The organism is Pseudomonas cichorii (assembly GCF_019719005.1).
Lineage (GTDB): Bacteria > Pseudomonadota > Gammaproteobacteria > Pseudomonadales > Pseudomonadaceae > Aquipseudomonas > Aquipseudomonas cichorii_E.
Window position 1 is genome coordinate 233,026 of sequence record NZ_JAIGPJ010000002.1, and the last position, 19,348, is coordinate 252,373.

Annotated in this window: 14 protein-coding genes; 5 read left to right on the forward strand and 9 right to left on the reverse strand. The window is 58.6% G+C overall.

Annotation, left to right across the window (positions count from 1 at the left end; genetic code table 11):
* The first annotated feature begins 487 nt into the window (after positions 1–487).
* The 4 genes from K5D32_RS03205 to pgm all read left to right on the forward strand — a co-directional run bounded on the left by K5D32_RS03205 (position 488) and on the right by pgm (position 7,676).
* Positions 488–1,990, forward strand: coding sequence for a hypothetical protein (locus K5D32_RS03205; RefSeq protein ID WP_221599225.1), 1,503 nt, complete (start codon positions 488–490; stop codon positions 1,988–1,990).
* 97 nt (positions 1,991–2,087) lie between these two features.
* Positions 2,088–3,494: a PLP-dependent aminotransferase family protein gene (locus K5D32_RS03210; protein ID WP_221535874.1), complete on the forward strand. Its 1,407-nt coding sequence runs from the start codon at positions 2,088–2,090 to the stop codon at positions 3,492–3,494.
* Between the two features lie 105 nt (positions 3,495–3,599).
* Entirely contained in the window at positions 3,600–5,927 is a 2,328-nt protein-coding gene (locus tag K5D32_RS03215) for an ATP-dependent DNA helicase (RefSeq protein ID WP_409339068.1), read from the forward strand.
* Positions 5,928–6,029: 102 nt separating this feature from the next.
* Positions 6,030–7,676, forward strand: coding sequence for a phosphoglucomutase (alpha-D-glucose-1,6-bisphosphate-dependent) (gene pgm, locus K5D32_RS03220; RefSeq protein ID WP_221593047.1), 1,647 nt, complete (start codon positions 6,030–6,032; stop codon positions 7,674–7,676).
* Between the two features lie 54 nt (positions 7,677–7,730).
* Here the strand turns inward: pgm and K5D32_RS03225 are convergent, their stop codons facing one another.
* Complete coding sequence (locus K5D32_RS03225) at positions 7,731–8,006, reverse strand: peptidylprolyl isomerase (RefSeq protein WP_025260390.1); 276 nt, start codon at positions 8,004–8,006, stop codon at positions 7,731–7,733.
* 96 nt (positions 8,007–8,102) lie between these two features.
* On the opposite strand from K5D32_RS03225, the gene K5D32_RS03230 reads away from it, so the two are divergent.
* Positions 8,103–9,269 carry a PilT/PilU family type 4a pilus ATPase gene (locus K5D32_RS03230; protein WP_221599226.1) on the forward strand — a complete coding sequence of 389 codons (1,167 nt, stop codon included), beginning with the start codon at positions 8,103–8,105 and terminating at the stop codon, positions 9,267–9,269.
* A gap of 62 nt (positions 9,270–9,331) precedes the next feature.
* On the opposite strand, the gene K5D32_RS03235 is transcribed toward K5D32_RS03230, so the two are convergent.
* From K5D32_RS03235 to K5D32_RS03270, 8 genes are all read right to left on the reverse strand, one after another.
* Positions 9,332–10,093 carry a 3-hydroxybutyrate dehydrogenase gene (locus tag K5D32_RS03235; RefSeq protein ID WP_221599227.1) on the reverse strand — a complete coding sequence of 254 codons (762 nt, stop codon included), beginning with the start codon at positions 10,091–10,093 and terminating at the stop codon, positions 9,332–9,334.
* 10 nt (positions 10,094–10,103) lie between these two features.
* Entirely contained in the window at positions 10,104–11,495 is a 1,392-nt protein-coding gene (locus tag K5D32_RS03240; RefSeq protein WP_221575799.1) for a GntP family permease, read from the reverse strand.
* A 297-nt stretch (positions 11,496–11,792) separates the two neighbouring features.
* Entirely contained in the window at positions 11,793–13,205 is a 1,413-nt protein-coding gene (locus K5D32_RS03245; RefSeq protein ID WP_221599228.1) for a sigma-54-dependent Fis family transcriptional regulator, read from the reverse strand.
* 52 nt (positions 13,206–13,257) lie between these two features.
* Positions 13,258–14,835: an ABC transporter ATP-binding protein gene (locus K5D32_RS03250; protein WP_221599229.1), complete on the reverse strand. Its 1,578-nt coding sequence runs from the start codon at positions 14,833–14,835 to the stop codon at positions 13,258–13,260.
* A gap of 27 nt (positions 14,836–14,862) precedes the next feature.
* Entirely contained in the window at positions 14,863–15,885 is a 1,023-nt protein-coding gene (locus K5D32_RS03255) for an ABC transporter permease (RefSeq protein WP_221593051.1), read from the reverse strand.
* Complete coding sequence (locus K5D32_RS03260; protein WP_221593052.1) at positions 15,885–16,949, reverse strand: microcin C ABC transporter permease YejB; 1,065 nt, start codon at positions 16,947–16,949, stop codon at positions 15,885–15,887. Before K5D32_RS03260 ends, K5D32_RS03255 begins: the two co-directional genes overlap by 1 nt.
* A complete protein-coding gene (locus tag K5D32_RS03265; protein ID WP_221575794.1) occupies positions 16,950–18,818 on the reverse strand; it encodes an extracellular solute-binding protein in 1,869 nt (622 codons plus the stop codon).
* Positions 18,819–18,999: 181 nt separating this feature from the next.
* Complete coding sequence (locus K5D32_RS03270; protein WP_338108982.1) at positions 19,000–19,326, reverse strand: peptidylprolyl isomerase; 327 nt, start codon at positions 19,324–19,326, stop codon at positions 19,000–19,002.
* Positions 19,327–19,348: the final 22 nt, after the last annotated feature.

Consider the following 19,348-nt stretch of genomic DNA (forward strand, 5'->3'; position numbering starts at 1 on the left):
AGAAAGGTGATGTTAGTTGTTTGATATTTTTCGGTTTTACGGATGAACGGTTATGTGGGGGTCGTGATTCTTAAAATAGCCATAATGAATAGTTGTGTTTAAAGTGTCTGACGGATGTTGGCTTGAATGAACAGGGTTTCCTACGGTTGAAAATCCATTTTTTGTCGGCTGCTTCGGGGGGCTTGATGTGCAAACCCTTTCCAGAGCCTTCGGCCTGACCGGATTGGCATGCGCTACGGGTGGCGCGTGACGGGAGCAGGATCATTACGGTTTGAACGGGATGTTTATTATCGGCGCCTGTTTAAACGAGGTGTATTTCTTTTGGTGTCGATCTGTACCTTGTAATTGTTTTAGGGATACCGATAATAGTTTGGTAATTCTTACTCAGGGAATGAGTCATGATCGATTATAAAATCGCGTATAAGCCCGATATTAAATGCCGCCCTTACATCATGTGTTGTCTTGATAGCGGGGTGGGTGAAAAAGTATGAGCTCCATTCACGAACAAGCCATGAATTATGTGTACCAGCAAGTATTGCAGCGCTTGCTGGGCTATTTCACGAGAGCTGAGCGCACGGCCCTGCAATTGCTGATTCAGCGACTGATCGTGGCCGCGGGTGGTATCGAGCGAATCTCCAGCTTCAAGGTGCTGGTCGCGTTCGGTGGCGGCAAGGACAGTGCCTATACACTGGCTTTCCTGAGAGCTGCGCAACTGAGCATTGCAGGCAGATCCCCCGGCACTTTCAATCTGCGGGTGGCCAACATGCGCCATGTAGGGCTGACCCAGGCCGTGATGGATAACATTCATCGCACCTACTCGGCGTTGTTTCTGTATGACGACCCGCGGGTGGAAATGCTCGTGGTCGATAACCAATATACCCAGACATTCGAGCCGGACCTGCCGTTTTCCAGTGCCGGGCGCGAGCAGAATCGCTCGGACATGTTGCTGGCCGGCCATCTGACCGGCGGCGATGGCCGCACCACTTTCTGCAATCGTTGCTATCTGGGGCTTTCGGAGTTTCTGGGGCGGGCTTCTAGCTGGGGCAGCGGTGTGGATGCCGTGGTCAATGGCGACTCCCGAAAGGAGCAGAAACACTACGTCACCTGGGCGATGCGTCTTGCCCAGCGAACGGGGCAGGGCAAGGTCAGCTGGGGTGGCCAGAATCTCAATGGCATCCTCAGGTCCATCGACACGATCGGCCAGGCTTATTTCCATGAGCTCTATGGAGAGGGCGATGAGGCTGCCAGGTCGCCGCGGGCTGTGGCTTACCCCAATCAGGCGATTGTGCCGGCCTTCATCAGCATCTGTGATCTGGTCAGTTGCAAGGTCGAGGAGCACTGGAACCTGCTGACCGAGTTCCTGGGCTTTCGCTTCGATGACCTGTCGTTCGCTTTCAGTGAGTCAGACTGTGCCAATCCATTGTTGATGGCCCACATCCGGGGTCTCAAGGCGCAATACCTGCAAGGCCGCCGCTATGCCGACGGGATTGCCGAGTACCTGGCACTGGCCCGGATGCTGATGCGCAGGAAGCAGATGCCGGCGCGGCTGATCAAGCTGGCCATGGATGCCTATGACGGGCCTGAGCGTATCGAGTCGCGGCGTGAACTGGCCGCCAGCTACGCCCTGGATGGGTTTGGCCTGAATGAGTCGCAACTGGTCTGCATGACTTTCTCGCCCTTTGTGGATCGCGGGCGGGAGCTGGAAGCATTTCTGCGTTCTTGTCATCCGGGCATGCTGGTGGCGTTGCCGGACCTGCACAAGGTGCTTTCGGGCCTCACGGCACCTGAGCAGGTGGTGCAATGGCTGGTGGATATCAGCGGCCTGAGTCTCAAGGGGTTGCAGAGCCTGTACTGCAAGTCGCGGGTCAACTTTGACAATGAACACTCGATCATCGCCAAGGTTCGCGCTGCTGACCCGGACAAGTGCCGGGTCGTGACGGTCGATCCTGAAACCGGCGGCGTCATGGCTGAAGTGCTCTCCGGACGCTGAGCCTTCTTGTCTGGCTATGGCTGTTGCCGTGGACTCGGTATCAGCCATGTCGCTATCGCCTGGAAAATCTTTTGGCCTTGCGCCGGATTGTCTCCCCATGAAAAACAAAACGGATTTCGCCTATCAGGCGGTCTACCGCTATCTCGTTCGTCTGATTGACGAAGTGCAAACCGATTCAACGACCAGGATGCCCTCCTTGCGGCAGTTGTCCCGGCGCCTGCGAGTATCGATCTCGACGGTGCAAAGCGCCTATTCGCTGCTGGAAAAGGAAGGGCGGGTGTGTTCAATGCCCAAGTCCGGTTATTACGCCTTGCCTGGCGGGGTCGGCGATGAGGCTCCTGAGCCGGTATTCGAGAATGACAACCTGCTGGAAACGTTTTACCGGCATGTCCGTCGCCCGGGTGGATGGGTATTGGGCAACGACGAACCCACCTTGCTGCAGTCCATGGAAAGCCCGCTGCTGGCCATGGAGCGCGAATTGCTCAGGTATTACCCACGCCCGCTGAATGCCGTATTTCAGCCGTTTGGCGATATTGAACTGCGCACGGCCCTGGCGGCTCGTCATACCCGTGATGCCCAGCACTGCTGGCATCCGGAAAATGTCTATATCGGGCCGGACGTGCCCGGCATGCTGACAGCGGTTATCGATGTTCTGAACCTGCGCGGTGGAACCGTACTGGTGGCGTCGCCTTGTACCTGGACGTTTCTGCGCCTGCTGCAATCCTTCGACATCCGGGTCATCGAGATACCGCTGGACGAAACCGGCGGCATCAATCTGGCAGCGCTGGACCAGGTGTTGCTGACGGAAAACATTGGCCTGGCGTTTTTACCCTCGCTGTTGAACCCGGTGCAGTGCAGCCTGTTGCCGCTTGCCAACCTCCAGGCCGTCGCCCAATTGCTCAATCGTTATCGGGTCTGGGTGCTGGAACACGACAGTCACGGCGAACTGCTCTTTACGCCTGAACCCACCCGCTTGCGTGATCTGATCGATCCCCAGCGCCTGCTGATACTCGGCAGCTTCGACAAGACCCTGGGGCCGGAAGCTCCTTATGGCTATCTGTTGTGCAGGCACTTCGACGTCCAGTGGCAGCAGTATTTCCTGCTGCGTGCCTTCGAGTTGCCGCCGATTCGCCAGAAGGCTATCGCCAGGCTCTGTAGCAGCGGGCGGCTGGATGCCCATCTGGTTGAGTTGCGGGGTTTGCTGGTGGAGCGCATGAAAATGATGGTGCAGTTGCTGGATCGACATCTGGGGCAATTGCTGCGTTATGACCTGCCAGAAGGCGGCTGCGGAATATGGGTGCAAAGTGTGCATCCCGTTAACATGCGCCAGGTATTCGAGAGCCTCTTGCAGCAGCGCATAATCATCACCCCCGGCGAGCTGTTCAGCCTCCAGGGCTTGCATCGGCAACACCTGCGCATCGGCTACGCCATCGACTGGACTCAGAATATTCCCCGTCTTCTGACTGCACTGGCCGAAGCCTTGAGGCAGGCGCGACAGCATTGAATGTTCATGCAAAAGGCCGCTGATCCATTTGTATTTGCCAGAGCCGGGTAAAGGCTGTTATCTGTATACCTATCCAGTATTGGCAATCAACAGTTCCCCTGTGCAGTGACCCTGACGATTCCTTCCAGCCCTGACCTGAAACCGCCACCGACCAGCGCAGAACCTTTGCGCTATGTCGTGGCGGTGCGTGCGTTGTGTGAGTTTACGGCCAAGGCTGGCAGTCTTGACCTGCGCTTCACGCCTTCGCCCACAGCCCAGGAAGGCATCGCCGGGCATCGCACCGTGGCGGCGCGGCGTGGCGCGAGTTATCAGGCCGAGCTGTCCCTGAGTGGCGACTATCGGGAATTGACGGTCCGGGGCAGGGCCGATGGCTACGATGCGGCGCTCAATCAACTGGATGAGGTGAAGACCTACCGCGGCGAACTCGATGCCATGCCGGCCAATCATCGCCAATTGCACTGGGCCCAGGCGAAGATCTACGGCTGGCTGCTGTGTCAGCATCTGAACCTGAGCGACGTCACCCTGGCGCTGGTCTATTTCAACATCGTCAGCGAACAGGAAACCGTGATCCGCGAGCCTTTCAGTCGCGAAGCGTTGCAGGCGTTTTTCGAGCGGCAATGCGAGATATTCCTGTACTGGGCGCAGCAGGAGCTGGCGCACACCTCGTCGCGTAACCAGAGCCTGAAGACGCTGGTATTTCCTTATCCCGCATTCCGCACCGGGCAGCGGATGCTGGCCGAGTCGGTTTACAAGGCTGTCAGCACCGGCTCCTGTCTGATGGCCCAGGCGCCGACCGGGATCGGCAAGACCGTGGGCACGCTGTTTCCCATGCTCAAGGCCGCACCGACTCGAAAGCTCGACAAAGTGTTTTTCCTGACGGCCAAGACGCCGGGCCGCAAACTGGCGCTGGATGCCCTGCAAGTGATCGGTCGCAGCTCGCCTGAGCTTACGCTGCGTGTGCTGGAGCTAGTCGCACGGGACAAGTCTTGCGAGCACCTGGACAAGGCTTGCAATGGGGATTCCTGTCCGCTGGCCAACGGTTTCTATGATCGTCTGCCTGCCGCTCGCAGTGCCGCGCTGAATGCGCCATGGCTGGATCAGGCTGGCGTGCGGGAAGTCGCCTTGCAGCATCAGGTCTGTCCGTATTACCTCAGCCAGGAGCTGGCGCGCTGGGCCGACGTGGTGGTCGCGGACTACAACTACTATTTCGACCTGAGCGCCTTGTTGTTCGGCCTTGCCCAGTTCAATCAGTGGCGTGTGGCGGTGCTGGTGGACGAAGCCCATAACATGGTCGAGCGTGCCCGCAGCATGTACAGCGCCAGTCTCGATCAGCAGAGCCTCAATGCGCTTCGTCAGGCGGCTCCGCAGCCCTTGCAGAAAATCCTGCAACGGCTCAGTCGCCAATGGAATGCGTTGCACAAGGAGCAGGCTGCCGCTTATCAGGCCTACGCCGAGGTGCCGGGCAAATTCCTCAGCAGCCTGAACCTTTGTGTAGCGGCCATAGGCGATTACTTCAACGAGCATCCCCATGCCGTCGATGGCGCGCTGCAAAGCTTCTATTTCGATGCCATCGGTTTTGTGCGGATTGCCGAGCTGTTCGACGAGCATTTCATCTTCGATATCGCCGTGCGCGAGTGGGGCGCAAAACGCCGTTTTTCCCGGCTGACATTGCGCAATGTGGTGCCGGCCCGTTTCATTGCGCCGCGCCTGAGTGCAGCGCTGGGTACTGTGTTGTTTTCCGCCACGCTGAGGCCGCAACGCTACTACGCTGACTTGTTGGGGCTGCCAGAGAAAACAGTCTGCATCGATGTGGAGTCGCCGTTTCATCACGAGCAGCTGGATGTGCGGATCGTCAGCCATATATCGACCCGCTTCACCCATCGTCAGGCCTCGCTGGCCCCAATCGTCTCTTTGATGGGAGAGCAGTTCCAGGCGCAACCGGGCAATTATCTGGCGTTCTTCAGCAGCTTCGATTATCTGCAGCAAGTGGTTGATCTGATGCGCCAGACCTGGCCGCAGATCGAGTTATGGCAACAGGAGCGCGGGATGAGTGAAGGCGAGCGACAGGCCTTTCTCGACCGCTTCACCCTGAGCAGCAGAGGCATTGGTTTTGCGGTACTGGGCGGTGCATTTGGCGAAGGTATCGACTTGCCGGGAGCCAGGTTGATCGGCGCCTTTATCGCGACCCTTGGCTTGCCTCAGTTGAACCCGGTCAACGAACAATTCAAGCAACGAATGGCTGCCTTGTTCGGCGCTGGCTACGATTACACCTATCTTTATCCCGGCGTGCAGAAAGTCGTGCAGGCAGCCGGACGAGTGATCCGCAGCCAGAACGATCGCGGTGTGGTCATGCTGATCGATGACCGTTTTGCCGAGCGTCAGGTGCAACAACTGCTCCCGACCTGGTGGCAGCTCGCTAACTCAGAGACTTAGGGATCGATAGCCAAGCATTCCGGTCAAACTGCCAGTAAACTGCCGCACCATAGCTGTTTTCGCCAAAACCGAATTTCCTGTCCCCATTTACGTGGAGGTTGTATGAGTCTCAGTCCTTTCGCCGGCAAGCTGGCACCTGCGCAGTTACTGGTCGATATCCCGAGACTGGTAACGGCCTATTACGCCGGGCAGCCGGACGCTTCGATCACAACCCAGCGCGTGGCTTTCGGTACTTCCGGCCACCGTGGCAGCTCTTTCGAGCTGAGCTTCAACGAGTGGCACGTTCTAGCCATCAGCCAGGCGATCTGCCTGTACCGCAAAGCCAACGGCATCGATGGCCCGCTGTTCCTGGGCGCCGACACCCACGCGCTCTCGACGCCTGCCAGCGCAACGGCCCTGGAAGTGCTGGCTGCCAACGGCGTGCAGGTGATGATCTCCGAGGGTGACGAATACACGCCGACTCCGGCGGTATCCCACGCGATCATCTGCTACAACCGTGGCCGTACTTCCGGTCTGGCCGACGGGATCGTGATCACGCCGTCCCACAACCCGCCGCAAAGTGGCGGTTTCAAGTACAACCCTCCAAATGGTGGCCCGGCGGACAGCCATATCACCAAATGGATCGAGAACAAGGCCAACGAGCTGCTGGCCGATAAACTCCAGGGCGTGCTGCGCATCAGCCATGAAAAAGCCTTGCGTGCCGACACCACCCATCGTCATGACTACGTCAACACCTACGTGGCCGACCTGAAAAGCGTCATCGACCTGGACGCCATCCGCGATGCCGGTCTGCGTCTGGGCGTCGACCCGCTGGGCGGAGCCGGGGTTCGCTACTGGTCGGCCATCGGCGAGCATTACGGCCTGAACCTGGACGTGGTGAACCAGTTCGTCGATCCGACCTTCCGCTTCATGAGCGTGGACTGGGATGGCCAGATCCGCATGGACCCATCGTCCAGCCATGCGATGCAGAGCCTGATCGGCCTCAAGGACCGCTATCAGGTTGCCTTTGCCTGTGATCCGGATCATGACCGCCATGGCATCGTGACCCCGACTGGCGGGCTGATGACGCCCAACAGCTATCTGGCAGTGTCCATCGATTACCTGTTCCAGAACCGTCCTGACTGGCGTGCCGATGCAGCCGTCGGCAAGACCGTGGTCAGCAGCGGCATCATTGATCGCGTTGCGGCGCGTCTGGGACGTCGTCTGTATGAAGTCCCGGTGGGCTTCAAGTTCTTTGCCGAAGGCCTGTTCGAGGGTTCGCTGGGCTTTGGTGGCGAAGAGAGCGCCGGTGCTTCGTTCCTGCGTCGCGACGGTACAGTCTGGACCACCGACAAGGATGGCCTGATCCCGGCCTTGCTGGCTGCCGAAATCACGGCCCGCACGGGGCGCGATCCAAGCGAACGCTACAAGACCATGACCGATGAGCTGGGCGAGCCGTTCTCGACTCGCGTCGATGCCAAGGCCAACCCGCAGCAGAAGGCGCTGCTGGGCAAGCTGTCGCCTGAGCAGGTCACGTCCACGGAACTGGCGGGAGAAAAGATCCAGGGCATTCTCAGCCATGCGCCGGGCAACGATCAGGCCATCGGTGGTCTGAAGGTGATGACCGAGAACGGCTGGTTCGCCGCACGTCCATCCGGGACCGAAGACATCTACAAGATCTATGCAGAAAGTTTCCTGGGCGAGGACCACCTCCAGCGTCTGGTGGCTGAAGCTCAGGTGCTGGTCGATGGAGCCATTGCGCCGAAGTGATAGCGCAGGTTTCGGGCTACGCTTGCCGTTGGGCTTGAGTAGCCTGGAGCCAGGTCAGTCGCGGTAGAACACCTGAACCAGGTGATAACCGAACTTGCTTTTGATCGGCCCGTGTACGGTACGTAGCGGTTTCTTGAAGATGACCTGATCGATGGCACCGACCATCTGGCCGGGTCGCACTTCACCCAAGTCGCCGCCACGTTTGCCGGACGGGCAGGTGGAATGCTTCTTCGCCAGTACGTCGAAGGCCTCGCCCTTGGCGATACGCAGCTTGAGCTGTTCGGCTTCTTCGGCGGTCTTCACCAGAATATGGCGGGCTTGGGCTTTCATGTCGCATTATCACCTGTCAGAAAAGGCTGCCATTATGTCGTTGTCGTCGCGTTTAAGCAGCCAAGTGTTTTCTCTTATTTTTGTGCGGTGTTGATTATGGATTTTCCGGCGTTGTTGAAGATTCTGGCCAGCCAGGACGGATCGGACCTTTATCTTTCCACCGGAGCGCCACCGTGCGCCAAGTTCAATGGCGTGCTCAAGCCGCTGGGCACTGAAACCCTCAAGCCCGGTGAGGTGGCGACTGTCGCCCAGGGCCTGATGGATGAAGAGCAGAAGCTCGAATTCCAGCGTGAGCTGGAAATGAACCTGGCGGTGTCTCTGGCCGGTATCGGGCGTTTCCGGATCAACATCTTCATGCAACGCAACGAAGTTTCCATCGTTGCGCGCAATATCAAGCTGGATATCCCGCGTTTCGAGGATCTGCACCTGCCGCCGGTCCTGCTTGATGTGATCATGGAAAAACATGGGCTGGTGCTGTTCGTAGGCGCGACGGGCTCGGGTAAATCCACTTCCCTGGCGGCCCTGATCGATTACCGTAACCGCAATGCCAGTGGCCATATCATCACCATCGAAGACCCGGTGGAGTTCATCCATCGCCACAAGAAGTCCATCGTCAACCAGCGTGAAGTGGGGGTCGATACTCGCAGTTTCCGTGCAGCCCTGAAAAACACCCTGCGTCAGGCACCGGATGTGATCCTGATCGGCGAGATTCGTGACCGGGAAACCATGGAGCATGCGCTGGCCTTTGCCGATACCGGCCACCTGGCCATTTCGACCCTGCATGCCAATAACGCCAACCAGGCCCTGGACCGGATCATCAACTTCTTCCCGGAAGAACGTCGCGAGCAACTGCTGCATGATCTGGGCAACAACCTCAAGGCGTTTGTCTCCCAGCGTCTGGTCAAGACACCGGATGGCAAACGACGTGCGGCTGTTGAAGTGATGATGGGCACGCCAACCATTCGTGATCTCATCCAGCGCAACCAGTTGACGGAACTCAAGGGCATCATGGAGAAGTCCGGCAGCCTGGGCATGCAGACCTTCGATACCGCGCTGTTCAATCTGGCGGCAGAAGGTGTCATCAGCGAAGAGGAAGCCCTGAAAAACGCCGACTCGCAAAACAACGTGCGCCTGCGCCTCAAGTTGCATGGCGAGGGCGGGGTCAGCAACCTCACAACACCTCCGCCTGCACCTGTCGGGACAGGTTCGGTAAAGATGTCCGATTGGGGGCTGGTGGACGAGAACGAAGAACCCCGGTCCTGACTGCACAAACTGTGTGGGAGCGGATTTATCCGCGAATGATGCGAATGAATTCGCACGCAGCGTTATTGTGCCAGCCACCCACCATCCACATTCCAGGCCGCACCGCGCACCTGAACCGCCGCCTCGTTGCACAGAAACAACACCAGCTCGCCCAATTGCTCGGGCGTGACAAAACCCAGCGAAGGCTGTTTTTCGGCCAGCAGGTCACGCCGTGCCTGATCCGGGTCGCCCTGGCGATTGTCGATCTGTTGTTGCACCAGCGGCGTCAGGACCCAGCCGGGGCAGATGGCGTTACAGGTGATATTACTGCGGGCTGTTTCCAGGCCCACCACTTTGGTCAGACCGATCACGCCATGTTTGGCTGCGACATAGGCCGACTTGCCGGTCGAGCCCACCAGCCCGTGAACCGAGGCGATATTGATGATGCGTCCCCAGTCCTTGCTGCGCATACCGGGCAGGCACAGGCGGGTGGTGTGGAATACCGATGACAGGTTGATGGCGATGATCGAGTCCCAGCGCTCGACGGCAAAGTCCTCCACCGCATCCACGTGCTGAATGCCAGCGTTATTGACCAGAATGTCGACACCGCCGAATTCGCGTTCGGCATAGGCGATCATATCGGCAATCTGGGCCGGGTCGCTGACGTCCGCAGGGTGATGGCCAACGCGGCCGCCAGACTGCTGCACCTGGGCGGTCACCGCCGAAACGTCACCGAAACCGTTGAGGATCAGGTTCGCACCGGCTTTTGCCAGCACCAGAGCAATACCCAGACCGATGCCGCTGGTGGAGCCGGTGACCAGTGCGGTTTTTCCTTGCAGATTCATAATCGATTCCTTAAACGATGCCAGTGGCGTAGAACGCTGCGATCACGACGAAAACCGCCAGTGTCTTGATGATAGTGATGCCGAAAATGTCCAGATAAGCTTCGCGGTGGGTCAGCCCGGTCACGGCCAGCAGCGTGATGACAGCGCCGTTGTGGGGCAGGGTGTCCATGCCGCCGCTGGCCATGGCGGCCACCCGGTGCAGAACTTCCAGTGGAATATTCGCGGCATTGGCGGCTGCTATGAAACTGTCCGACATGGCCGCCAGGGCGATGCTCATGCCACCCGAAGCCGAGCCTGTTATCCCGGCCAGCAAGGTCACGGTGATTGCTTCATTGACCAGCGGGTCTGGAATGCTTTTCAGGGCGTTGGCCAGCACCAGAAACCCTGGCAATGAAGCGATGACAGCACCAAAGCCGTATTCGGATGCAGTGTTCATGGCCGCCAGCAACGCGCCATTGACTGCGCTTTTACTGCCTTCGGCCAGTCTGGAACGAATGGCGCTTAAGCCGAATATCAGTACCATCACAATGCCGGTGAGCAGTGCGGCTTCAACCGCCCAGATCGCTGTCAGCCTGGCGACTTCGGTCTGAATCGGCGCCGCCATGCCCGGCAAAGCCAGGGTGTGAGTCTTGCCATACCACTGGGGAATCCACCAGGTGAATAGCAGGTTCATGACTCCCACCAGTATCAGCGGCGACAGTGCGATCCATGGGTTGGGCAGCTTCAGGTCTGCTGCCGTCTCCGGCTCGTTGCGCAGGTCATGACCATAACCCTCGCCGGTACGTGCAGCCTTGTTGCGCTGACGCTGCAGATACAGCATGCCGACGCTGAATACGAACACCGTGCCGATCAGGCCCAGCCACGGCGCTGCCCAGGCAGTGGTGTTGAAGAAAGTCGTGGGGATGATGTTCTGGATTTGCGGGGTGCCGGGCAATGCATCCATGGTGAATGAAAACGCGCCCAGTGCGATGGTCGCCGGAATCAGGCGCTTGGGGATATCGCTCTGGCGAAACATCTCGGCGGCAAACGGATAGACCGCGAACACCACGACGAACAGCGATACGCCGCCGTACGTGAGCAGGGCGCAGACCAGCACAATCACCAGCATGGCCTGGCGCGTACCGAGCACGCCAATGGCGGCTGCGACAATGGAGCGGGAAAAGCCGGACAATTCGATCAGCTTGCCGAACACCGCGCCGAGCAGGAACACCGGAAAGTACAGCTTGATAAAGCCGACCATCTTGTCCATGAACAGCCCGGTAAAGGCAGGCGCTACCGCCGAAGGATCGGTCAGCAACACGGCACCCAGTGCGGCAATGGGGGCAAATAGGATAACGCTGTAACCACGGTAAGCCGCGAGCATCAGCAACGCGAGCGCTGCCAAAGCAATGAATACGCTCATGGGTATCTCCTGTTGTTATTGTTTTATGGGTGCGGTCATGCCGCCGCAGGGCTATAGCGGGATTCGTGCCAGATATTCAACTTATTGAAATTAAAGGAAATTATTCAAAGGCATGCAGCCGGCAGTCTCACAACAGAGACTACCGCCGCCCCGTAGGAGCGAATTCATTCGCGAAAACCAATCTTTCGCGAATGAATTCGCTCCTTGCAGGCTGTTTTCAACGCAGCCTGACCGAGCGCAGTAGTTTTCACACAGCCTGTACGGGGGGCTTGTCTCTTGAGGGAGACTCGGCTCTCTCTATTGAGACTCGACAATCCCCAGCAGCGCCATCTTCTTGTAGAGGGTCGAGCGGCCCAGGCCCAGTTGATTGGCTGCCTGCACCACATTTCCCCCACACTGCAACAGCGTGCTTTCGATCAACTGTCGATCACTGCGCTGGCGGGCCTGGCTGAAGGTTTCGGGGGCATGAGTCTGGCTATCGCGGTTGTTGCTGGCGCTGACCGGCAGCAGGGTGCCGATGGCGCTGTGGATGTCCTGAGCCGTGAGTTGCAGGTCGTCGCTGAGCAAGGCCGCACGCTCCAGCACATTGCGCAATTCCCGGATATTGCCGGGCCAGGCATGTTGGGCCAGCAGCTTCAGCGCTTTGCCTTCCAGTTCGTGCTGGCTGTGCAGTTCTTCGAGGATGGTTTCACTCAGGACCGGCAAATCCTCCAGGCGCTCGCGCAAGGGCGGAACCTGAATGGGCAGGACGTTCAAACGGTAGTAGAGATCGGCGCGAAACTCGCCCCGTTTGATGGCCGCCTCCAGATCAGTGGAAGTGGCGGCTATCACGCGCACATCGCTCTGGAACACTTCGTTGGAACCTACGGGTTCGTATTCCTTTTCCTGCAACACCCGCAGCAATTTGCTTTGCAGCGCCAGCGGCATGTCGCCTATCTCATCGAGAAACAACGTGCCGCCCTGGGCGATTTTCAATTTGCCTGAGCGTCCTTTGCGCACGGCACCGGTAAAGGCACCGGGAGCCGTGCCAAAGAACTCGGCTTCCAGCAGCGCTTCCGGGATTGCTGCACTGTTGATGCTGACGAAGGGCTTTTCGGCACGGGGCGAGGCGTTATGGATGGCATGGGCCAGCAGATCCTTGCCGGTGCCGGTTTCACCCAGCAGCAAGACCGGGGAATCGGTGCTGGCACTGCGTCGGGCGCGGCGTTTGACTTCCAGCGTCGCCTCACTGATGCCGATGAAGTGCGCAAAGCTGTATTTTGCCTGCCGGGCCTTGAGCAGCGAGCGCGTGCTGGCCAGTTCCTGTTGCATGCTCAGGTAGCGCTTGAGCAGGGGTGACAGCGTCTGCAACTGGTCGAACAGGGCAAAACCGATGGCACCAATCACCGAGCCGGCGTTGTCGTGGATCGGCAGACGCATGACCACCAACGGATCTTTGGCCGTGTCCATCATGTCCAGCAGAATGGGCTGTCCATTGCTGGCCACCTGACGCAACAGGCTGCCGGGTATCACGCTTTCGCAGGGCTGCCCGATCGCCAGACTGGCATCCTGCAAGCCAAAGCGGCGGGCATAACGTTCATTGATCCAGACGATGCGCGCATCTTTGTCGACGATCACGGTGCCTTCGCTGGACTGTTCGATGATCTCGAACAGCGAGCGGGTCGCAAGGCGCTGGATGTGTTGGTAGTCGCTGAGATTATTGTTTTTCATGGGGATGTTCCGTCATTTAACCCCGGCGTCTGGCCGAACAGAATGCCTGTTTTTATCCTGGGTGCGCTGCCGCCAGCAATTCCCTGGTGTAAGGGTGCTGAGGCGAATCAAAGATATCGTGACTGGCTCCACGTTCCACGACCTTGCCATCCTTGACCACGATCAGATCATGGGCCAGTGCCTTGACGACGGCCAGGTCATGGCTGATGAAAAGATAGGTCAGGCCGTGTTTTTCCTGCAGGTCGCGCAGCAAGGCAACCACTTGTTTCTGTACCGTCCGGTCCAGCGCCGAGGTCGGTTCGTCGAGCAGTATCAGTGCTGGCTTGAGCACCAGCGCCCGAGCGATTGCAATACGCTGGCGCTGGCCGCCGGAAAACTCATGGGGATAGCGATGGCGGCTTTGCGGGTCGATGCCGACTTCTTCCAGCGCCCGGATCACTTCGGCCTCACATTGCTGTGCGTCCAGTTGTCGGTGGACTTCCAGGCCTTCGCTTATGATTTGCGCCACTGACATGCGCGGGCTGAGACTGCCGTAAGGGTCTTGAAACACCACCTGCATCTCTTTACGCCATGGGCGCATCTGCTTCTGACTCAAGCCATCCAGAGCCTGTCCCCGAAAGCGGATACTGCCACGAGACTCCAGCAGGCGCAGGATTGCCTGACCAAGTGTCGATTTGCCCGAGCCTGATTCGCCGACTATCCCGAGCGTCTTGCCACGCTCGATGCTCAAGCTGACATCATCGACGGCCTTCAGATACTCCTTGTGCCGACGCAGGATACCGCCTGCGAGGGAAAACCAGACGCGCAGATTCTCGACTTCAAGCACCTTTTCCCGGGTATCCCGTGGCAGCGGCTCGCCCGCAGGCTCAGCATCCAGCAACAGTCGGCTGTAGGGGTGTTGTGGCGATTTGAACAGTGACTGGCAATCGGTCTGCTCGACGATTTCACCGGCGCGCATCACGCAAACCCGCTGGGCGACGCTATGCACCAGATTCAAATCATGGCTTATCAATAGCAGCGACATGTTCAGGCGCTGTTGCAGTTCCTTGAGCAGCAACAGGATCTTGCGCTGTACGGTCACATCCAGTGCGGTGGTCGGCTCATCGGCAATCAGCAGTTCTGGCTCGCAGGCCAGGGCCATGGCGATCATGACCCGCTGGCGCTGGCCGCCGGACAGTTCGTGAGGGTAGGCCTTGAGGCGCTTTTGCGGCTGCTGGATGCCCACCAGTTCCAATAACTCGATGATCCGGGACTCAGCCTCGCGTCCACTGATGCCGCGATGCAGGAGCAGCGTCTCGCCGATCTGCCGGGCAACGGTGTGCAACGGGTTCAGGGACGTCATGGGCTCCTGAAAAATCATGGCAATCCGATTGCCCCGCAATTCACGCAAGGTCCGGTCGCTGGCACCGATCAGTTCCTGGCCGCGATAGGTAATGCTGCCGGTGCAGGTCGTGCCTTTTTTGGGTAGCAATTGCAGGATCGAGTGGGCCGTGACGGATTTACCCGATCCGGATTCGCCCACCAGTGCCAGGCATTCCCCCGCGCAGATATCGAGGCTCAGGTTGCTGACGACCTTCTGCTCACCGAAGGCGATGTTCAGGTTGCGTATTTCGATCAGCTTTTCTGACATTTCAGGGTCTCGAATCAAATCGGGGGATCAAGATCGGGGATCAAACGCATCACGCAAGGCTTCACCAATGAACACCAACAGCGTCAGGATCAACGCCAGGGCGAAAAAGGCTGTCAGCCCGAGCCACGGCGCTTGCAGGTTCTGCTTGCCCTGAGCGATCAGTTCGCCCAGCGACGCACTGCCGGCCGGCATGCCGAAGCCCAGGAAATCCAGCGCGGTCAGGGTCGAAATAGCACCGGTCAGGATAAACGGCAGGTAGCTCAGGGTTGCAGTCATGGCGTTGGGCAGGATATGCCGCACAATCACCTTGCGATCACCCAGCCCAAGGGCGCGGGCCGCCTTGACGTATTCCAGATTGCGCCCGCGCAGGAACTCGGCGCGCACCACATCCACCAGGGTCAGCCAGGAAAACAGCGCCATGATGCCCAGCAGCCACCAGAAACCGGGCTCGACGAAGCCTGAAAGGATGATCAGCAGGTACAGCACCGGCAGGCCTGACCAGACTTCCAGCAGACGCTGACCGATCAGGTCGACCCAGCCGCCGTAATAACCCTGCAAGGCCCCGGCTGCGATGCCGATCAGGGCACTGATGGCGGTCAGGATCAAGGCAAACAGGATCGACACCCGCGCCCCGAAGATGACCCGCGCCAGCACATCCCGAGCCTGATCGTCGGTGCCCAGCCAGTTGGTGGGCGAGGGCGGGCTGGGGGCCGGGAGCGCCAGGTCGTAATTGGGCGTGTCGTCACTGAACGGAATCGGTGGAAACACCATCCAGCCATTTCCCTTGGCGATGAGCGTGTGCACGTATTCGCTGCGGTAATCGGGCTGGAAGGGCAGTTCCCCGCCGAATTCCTGCTCGGTATAACGCTTGAAGACCGGGAAGTAGAGATCGCTCTGGTAACTCACCAGCAGCGGCTTGTCATTGGCGATAAGCTCGCCACCCAGCGTCAGCGCAAACAGCGCACAGAACAGCCACAACGACCACCAGCCCCGGCGGTTGGCGCGAAAGCGTTCCAGGCGGCGCTGTGCCAGCGGAGAAAGTCTGCGCATCAGGCATTCCTCGCGCTGAAGTCGATTCGTGGATCGACGAGTGTGTAGCAGATATCGCCTGCCAGCTTTATCAGCAGGCCAAACAGGGTAAAGATGAACAGCGAGCCGAACACCACCGGATAATCCCGCGAAACAGCCGCTTCGTAGCTCATGCGCCCGAGGCCATCGAGAGAGAAAATAACCTCGATCAGCAGCGATCCTGCGAAGAACACCGTAATGAATGCCTGAGGAATGCCAGACACCACCAACAGCATGGCGTTACGAAACACATGGCCGTAGAGCACGCGACCCTCGCTCATGCCCTTGGCCCGTGCAGTGGTGACGTACTGGCGGGTTATTTCATTGAGAAAGGCGTTCTTGGTCAGCAGGGTCAAGGAGGCGAACCCGCCGATGACCAGCGCTGAAACCGGTAGCACCAGATGCCAGAAGTAATCGGCGATCTTGGCCCATGTCGATAGCTGGTCGAAATCATCCGACACCAGGCCGCGCACCGGAAACCAGTGCAACGAGGTGCCGCCGCAGAACACCACGATCAGCAACATGGCAAACAGAAAGGCCGGAGTGGCGTAGCCGATGATAATGGCGGTGCTGCTCCAGATATCGAACTGGCTGCCGTGCCTGACCGCCTTGCGAATGCCCAGCGGAATCGAAACCAGATACGTCAGCAGCGTCGCCCAGAGCCCGAGGGAAATGGAAACCGGCATCTTTTGCAGAATCAGGTCGGTGACCGTGCTTCCACGAAAGAAACTGTTGCCGAAATCCAGGCGTGCGTAGTTCTTCAGCATCAGCCATAGCCGTTCGTGCAGCGGTTTGTCGAAACCGTACTGGCGCTCGATCTCCTTGATCAGTTTGGGATCGAGGCCACGCGAAGCCCTTGATTGGCCCGTGCTGGCGGTTTCTGTTGCACCAGCACCCACACTGGCGCCGCCGATGCCTTGCAGTCGGGCGATGGCTTGCTCTACCGGCCCGCCGGGAGCGGCCTGCACGATAAAGAAGTTGACCAGCAGAATGCACAACAACGTGGGAATGATCAGCAGCAAACGGCGAAGGACATAACCGAGCATTCACTGCATCTCCGAAACAAGGGCTGAAGCGCCACGTTTTGCTGCGAACTGTTCATTGGTCAACGGTGTCGGGCTGACTTCCCACCAGGTTTCGATGGCTTCGCTGTTGCTGGCCTGGATTTTCGGGATACCGAAACGATTCCACCAGACAGTGGAGGAGCCCGGCGGGTAATAGTTGGGAATCCAGTAGTAGTTCCATTGCAACACCCGATCCAGGCTGTGGGCGTAATCGGTCATGGTCGCCTTGTCGCCAGCCTTGATAAGCCCCTCGATCAAGGTGTCCACGGCGGGGTCCTGCAACGCCATGTAATTGCTGGAGCCGGGGTCGTTGGCCACCTTCGAGCCAAAGCTGTTATAGAGGTCCGCACCCGGTGAAGTCGACACCGAATAACCGGTCACGATCATGTCGTAATCACGGGCCATGACACGGTTCAGGTACTGGGCCGCATCGATCCGTCGCACATCGAAGTGGATACCGATCTGCGCCAGATTGCGCTTGTAAGGCAGTAACAGGCGTTCGAAACCCGGCTGGCCATTGAGGAAGGTAAAGCTGAACGGCTCGCCCCGGGCGTTGACCAATTCATCACCCTTGGGTTTCCAGCCAGCTTGCTGCAATAGCGCCAGGGCTTGCAGTTGTTTGTCGCGGATAAACCCCGTGCCATCGGTTTTCGGGTTCTTGAAGACCGTCGTAAAGGCTTCGTCGGGAATCGAACCGCGCAAGGGCTCGAGAATCTTCAGCTCTGCGGGAGTCGGCAATTGTGTGGCTGCCAGTTCCGAGTTCGAGAAATAACTGTCCTGGCGAATGTACATATTGCGCATCATTTGCCGGTTGGCCCATTCGAAGTCCCAGAGCAGAGACAGCGCCTGACGCACGCGGCGGTCCTGAAACATCGGGCGATTCAGGTTGAAGACGAAGCCTTGCGTACTCTGGACCGCTCCCTTGGCCAGATGCGCCTTTTGCAACAGGCCCTCGCTGAGCGCCGGGCTGTCGTAGCGAATCGAATAACCGGTGGCCGAGTATTCGCGGTTGTAATCGTAGGCGCCTCCCTTGAGCACCTGCCGCGCTACATCGGTATCGCCAAAGTACTCGATACTGAATCGGTCGAAGTTGTACATGCCTCTATTGACCGGCAGGTTCTTGCCCCACCAGTTCGGGTCACGCTCGAAGGTGATGCTGCGCCCCGGATCCACATGGCTGATCCTGTAAGGGCCGCTGCCCGGTGGAACCTCGAAGCCTGCGCCACCGGCAAAGTCACGGGTTTTCCACCAATGCTCGGGGAGCACCGGCAACGAGGCCAGATCCAGGGGCAGGGTACGGCTGTCGTTATTCTTGAAGTCGAAGCGAATCCGGCTTTCGGATTCCACTTCCAGGCCTTTTACCGCTTCAAAGCGGGTGCGGTATTGCAGGCTGCCTTGAGTCATCAGCAGCTCATAGGTGTATTTCACGTCACTGGCGGTGATCGGCGTGCCGTCGGCAAAGCGGGCGCGAGGGTCAAGATAGAAGCGCAGGGACATGCCGTCTTCCAGGCGCTCCATTTTCTGTGCGATGAGCCCGTATACCGTGTAGGGCTCGTCCAGGGATTTGACGGCCAGGGGTGAATACAGCATGCCGCTGATCTGTGTGACCCCTATGCCTTTATCGATATAGGGAATCAGATGGTCGAACTGGCCGATGTCCGTCGCCGAGCGACGCATGCTTCCGCCTTTGGGCGCATCGGGGTTCACGTAGTCGAAGTGCTGGAAGCCGGCAGGATAGCGCGGTGGCTCGCCATAGACGGTCAAGGCATGCTGCGGCGCCGCCAGCGCCTGTTGAGAGCCCGTGAACAGCGCCAGCATTACAGTTATCAGTGATAAGAAAACAGAACGCATTACTTGAATCCTGATTGACGTTCACAAACGAACATCAGGGTTGAAGGCATGCGCCAAGGTACCGGATCGCAAGGGGCTTTGTAACCGTAATTGTCAATAAAGACGGGAGCTTGTGATAGCGGCACAAATGAAAACGGCCCATCCAGAGATGAGCCGTTCCATGTGCATCAGCGAGTCAGGATCAGTCCTGACGGCTGGTCACTTCCAGCAGGTGATAACCGAACTGGGTTTTCACCGGGCCTTGTACGGTATTGACTGGCGCGCTGAATACGACGGTATCGAATTCCTTGACCATCTGGCCTGGACCGAACGAACCCAGGTCGCCGCCCTGACGGCTCGACGGGCAGCTGGAGTTGGCCTTGGCGATTTCAGCGAAATCAGCGCCGCCTTCGATCTGAGCCTTGAGTTCGTTGCATTTCTCTTCGCTCGAAACAAGGATGTGGCGGGCAGTGGCTTTAGCCATGGGAAAGTATCTCCTGTGAAAAAAAAAGAAAGAGCCTACCGGAATCAAGGCTGCATTTCCTGATAAA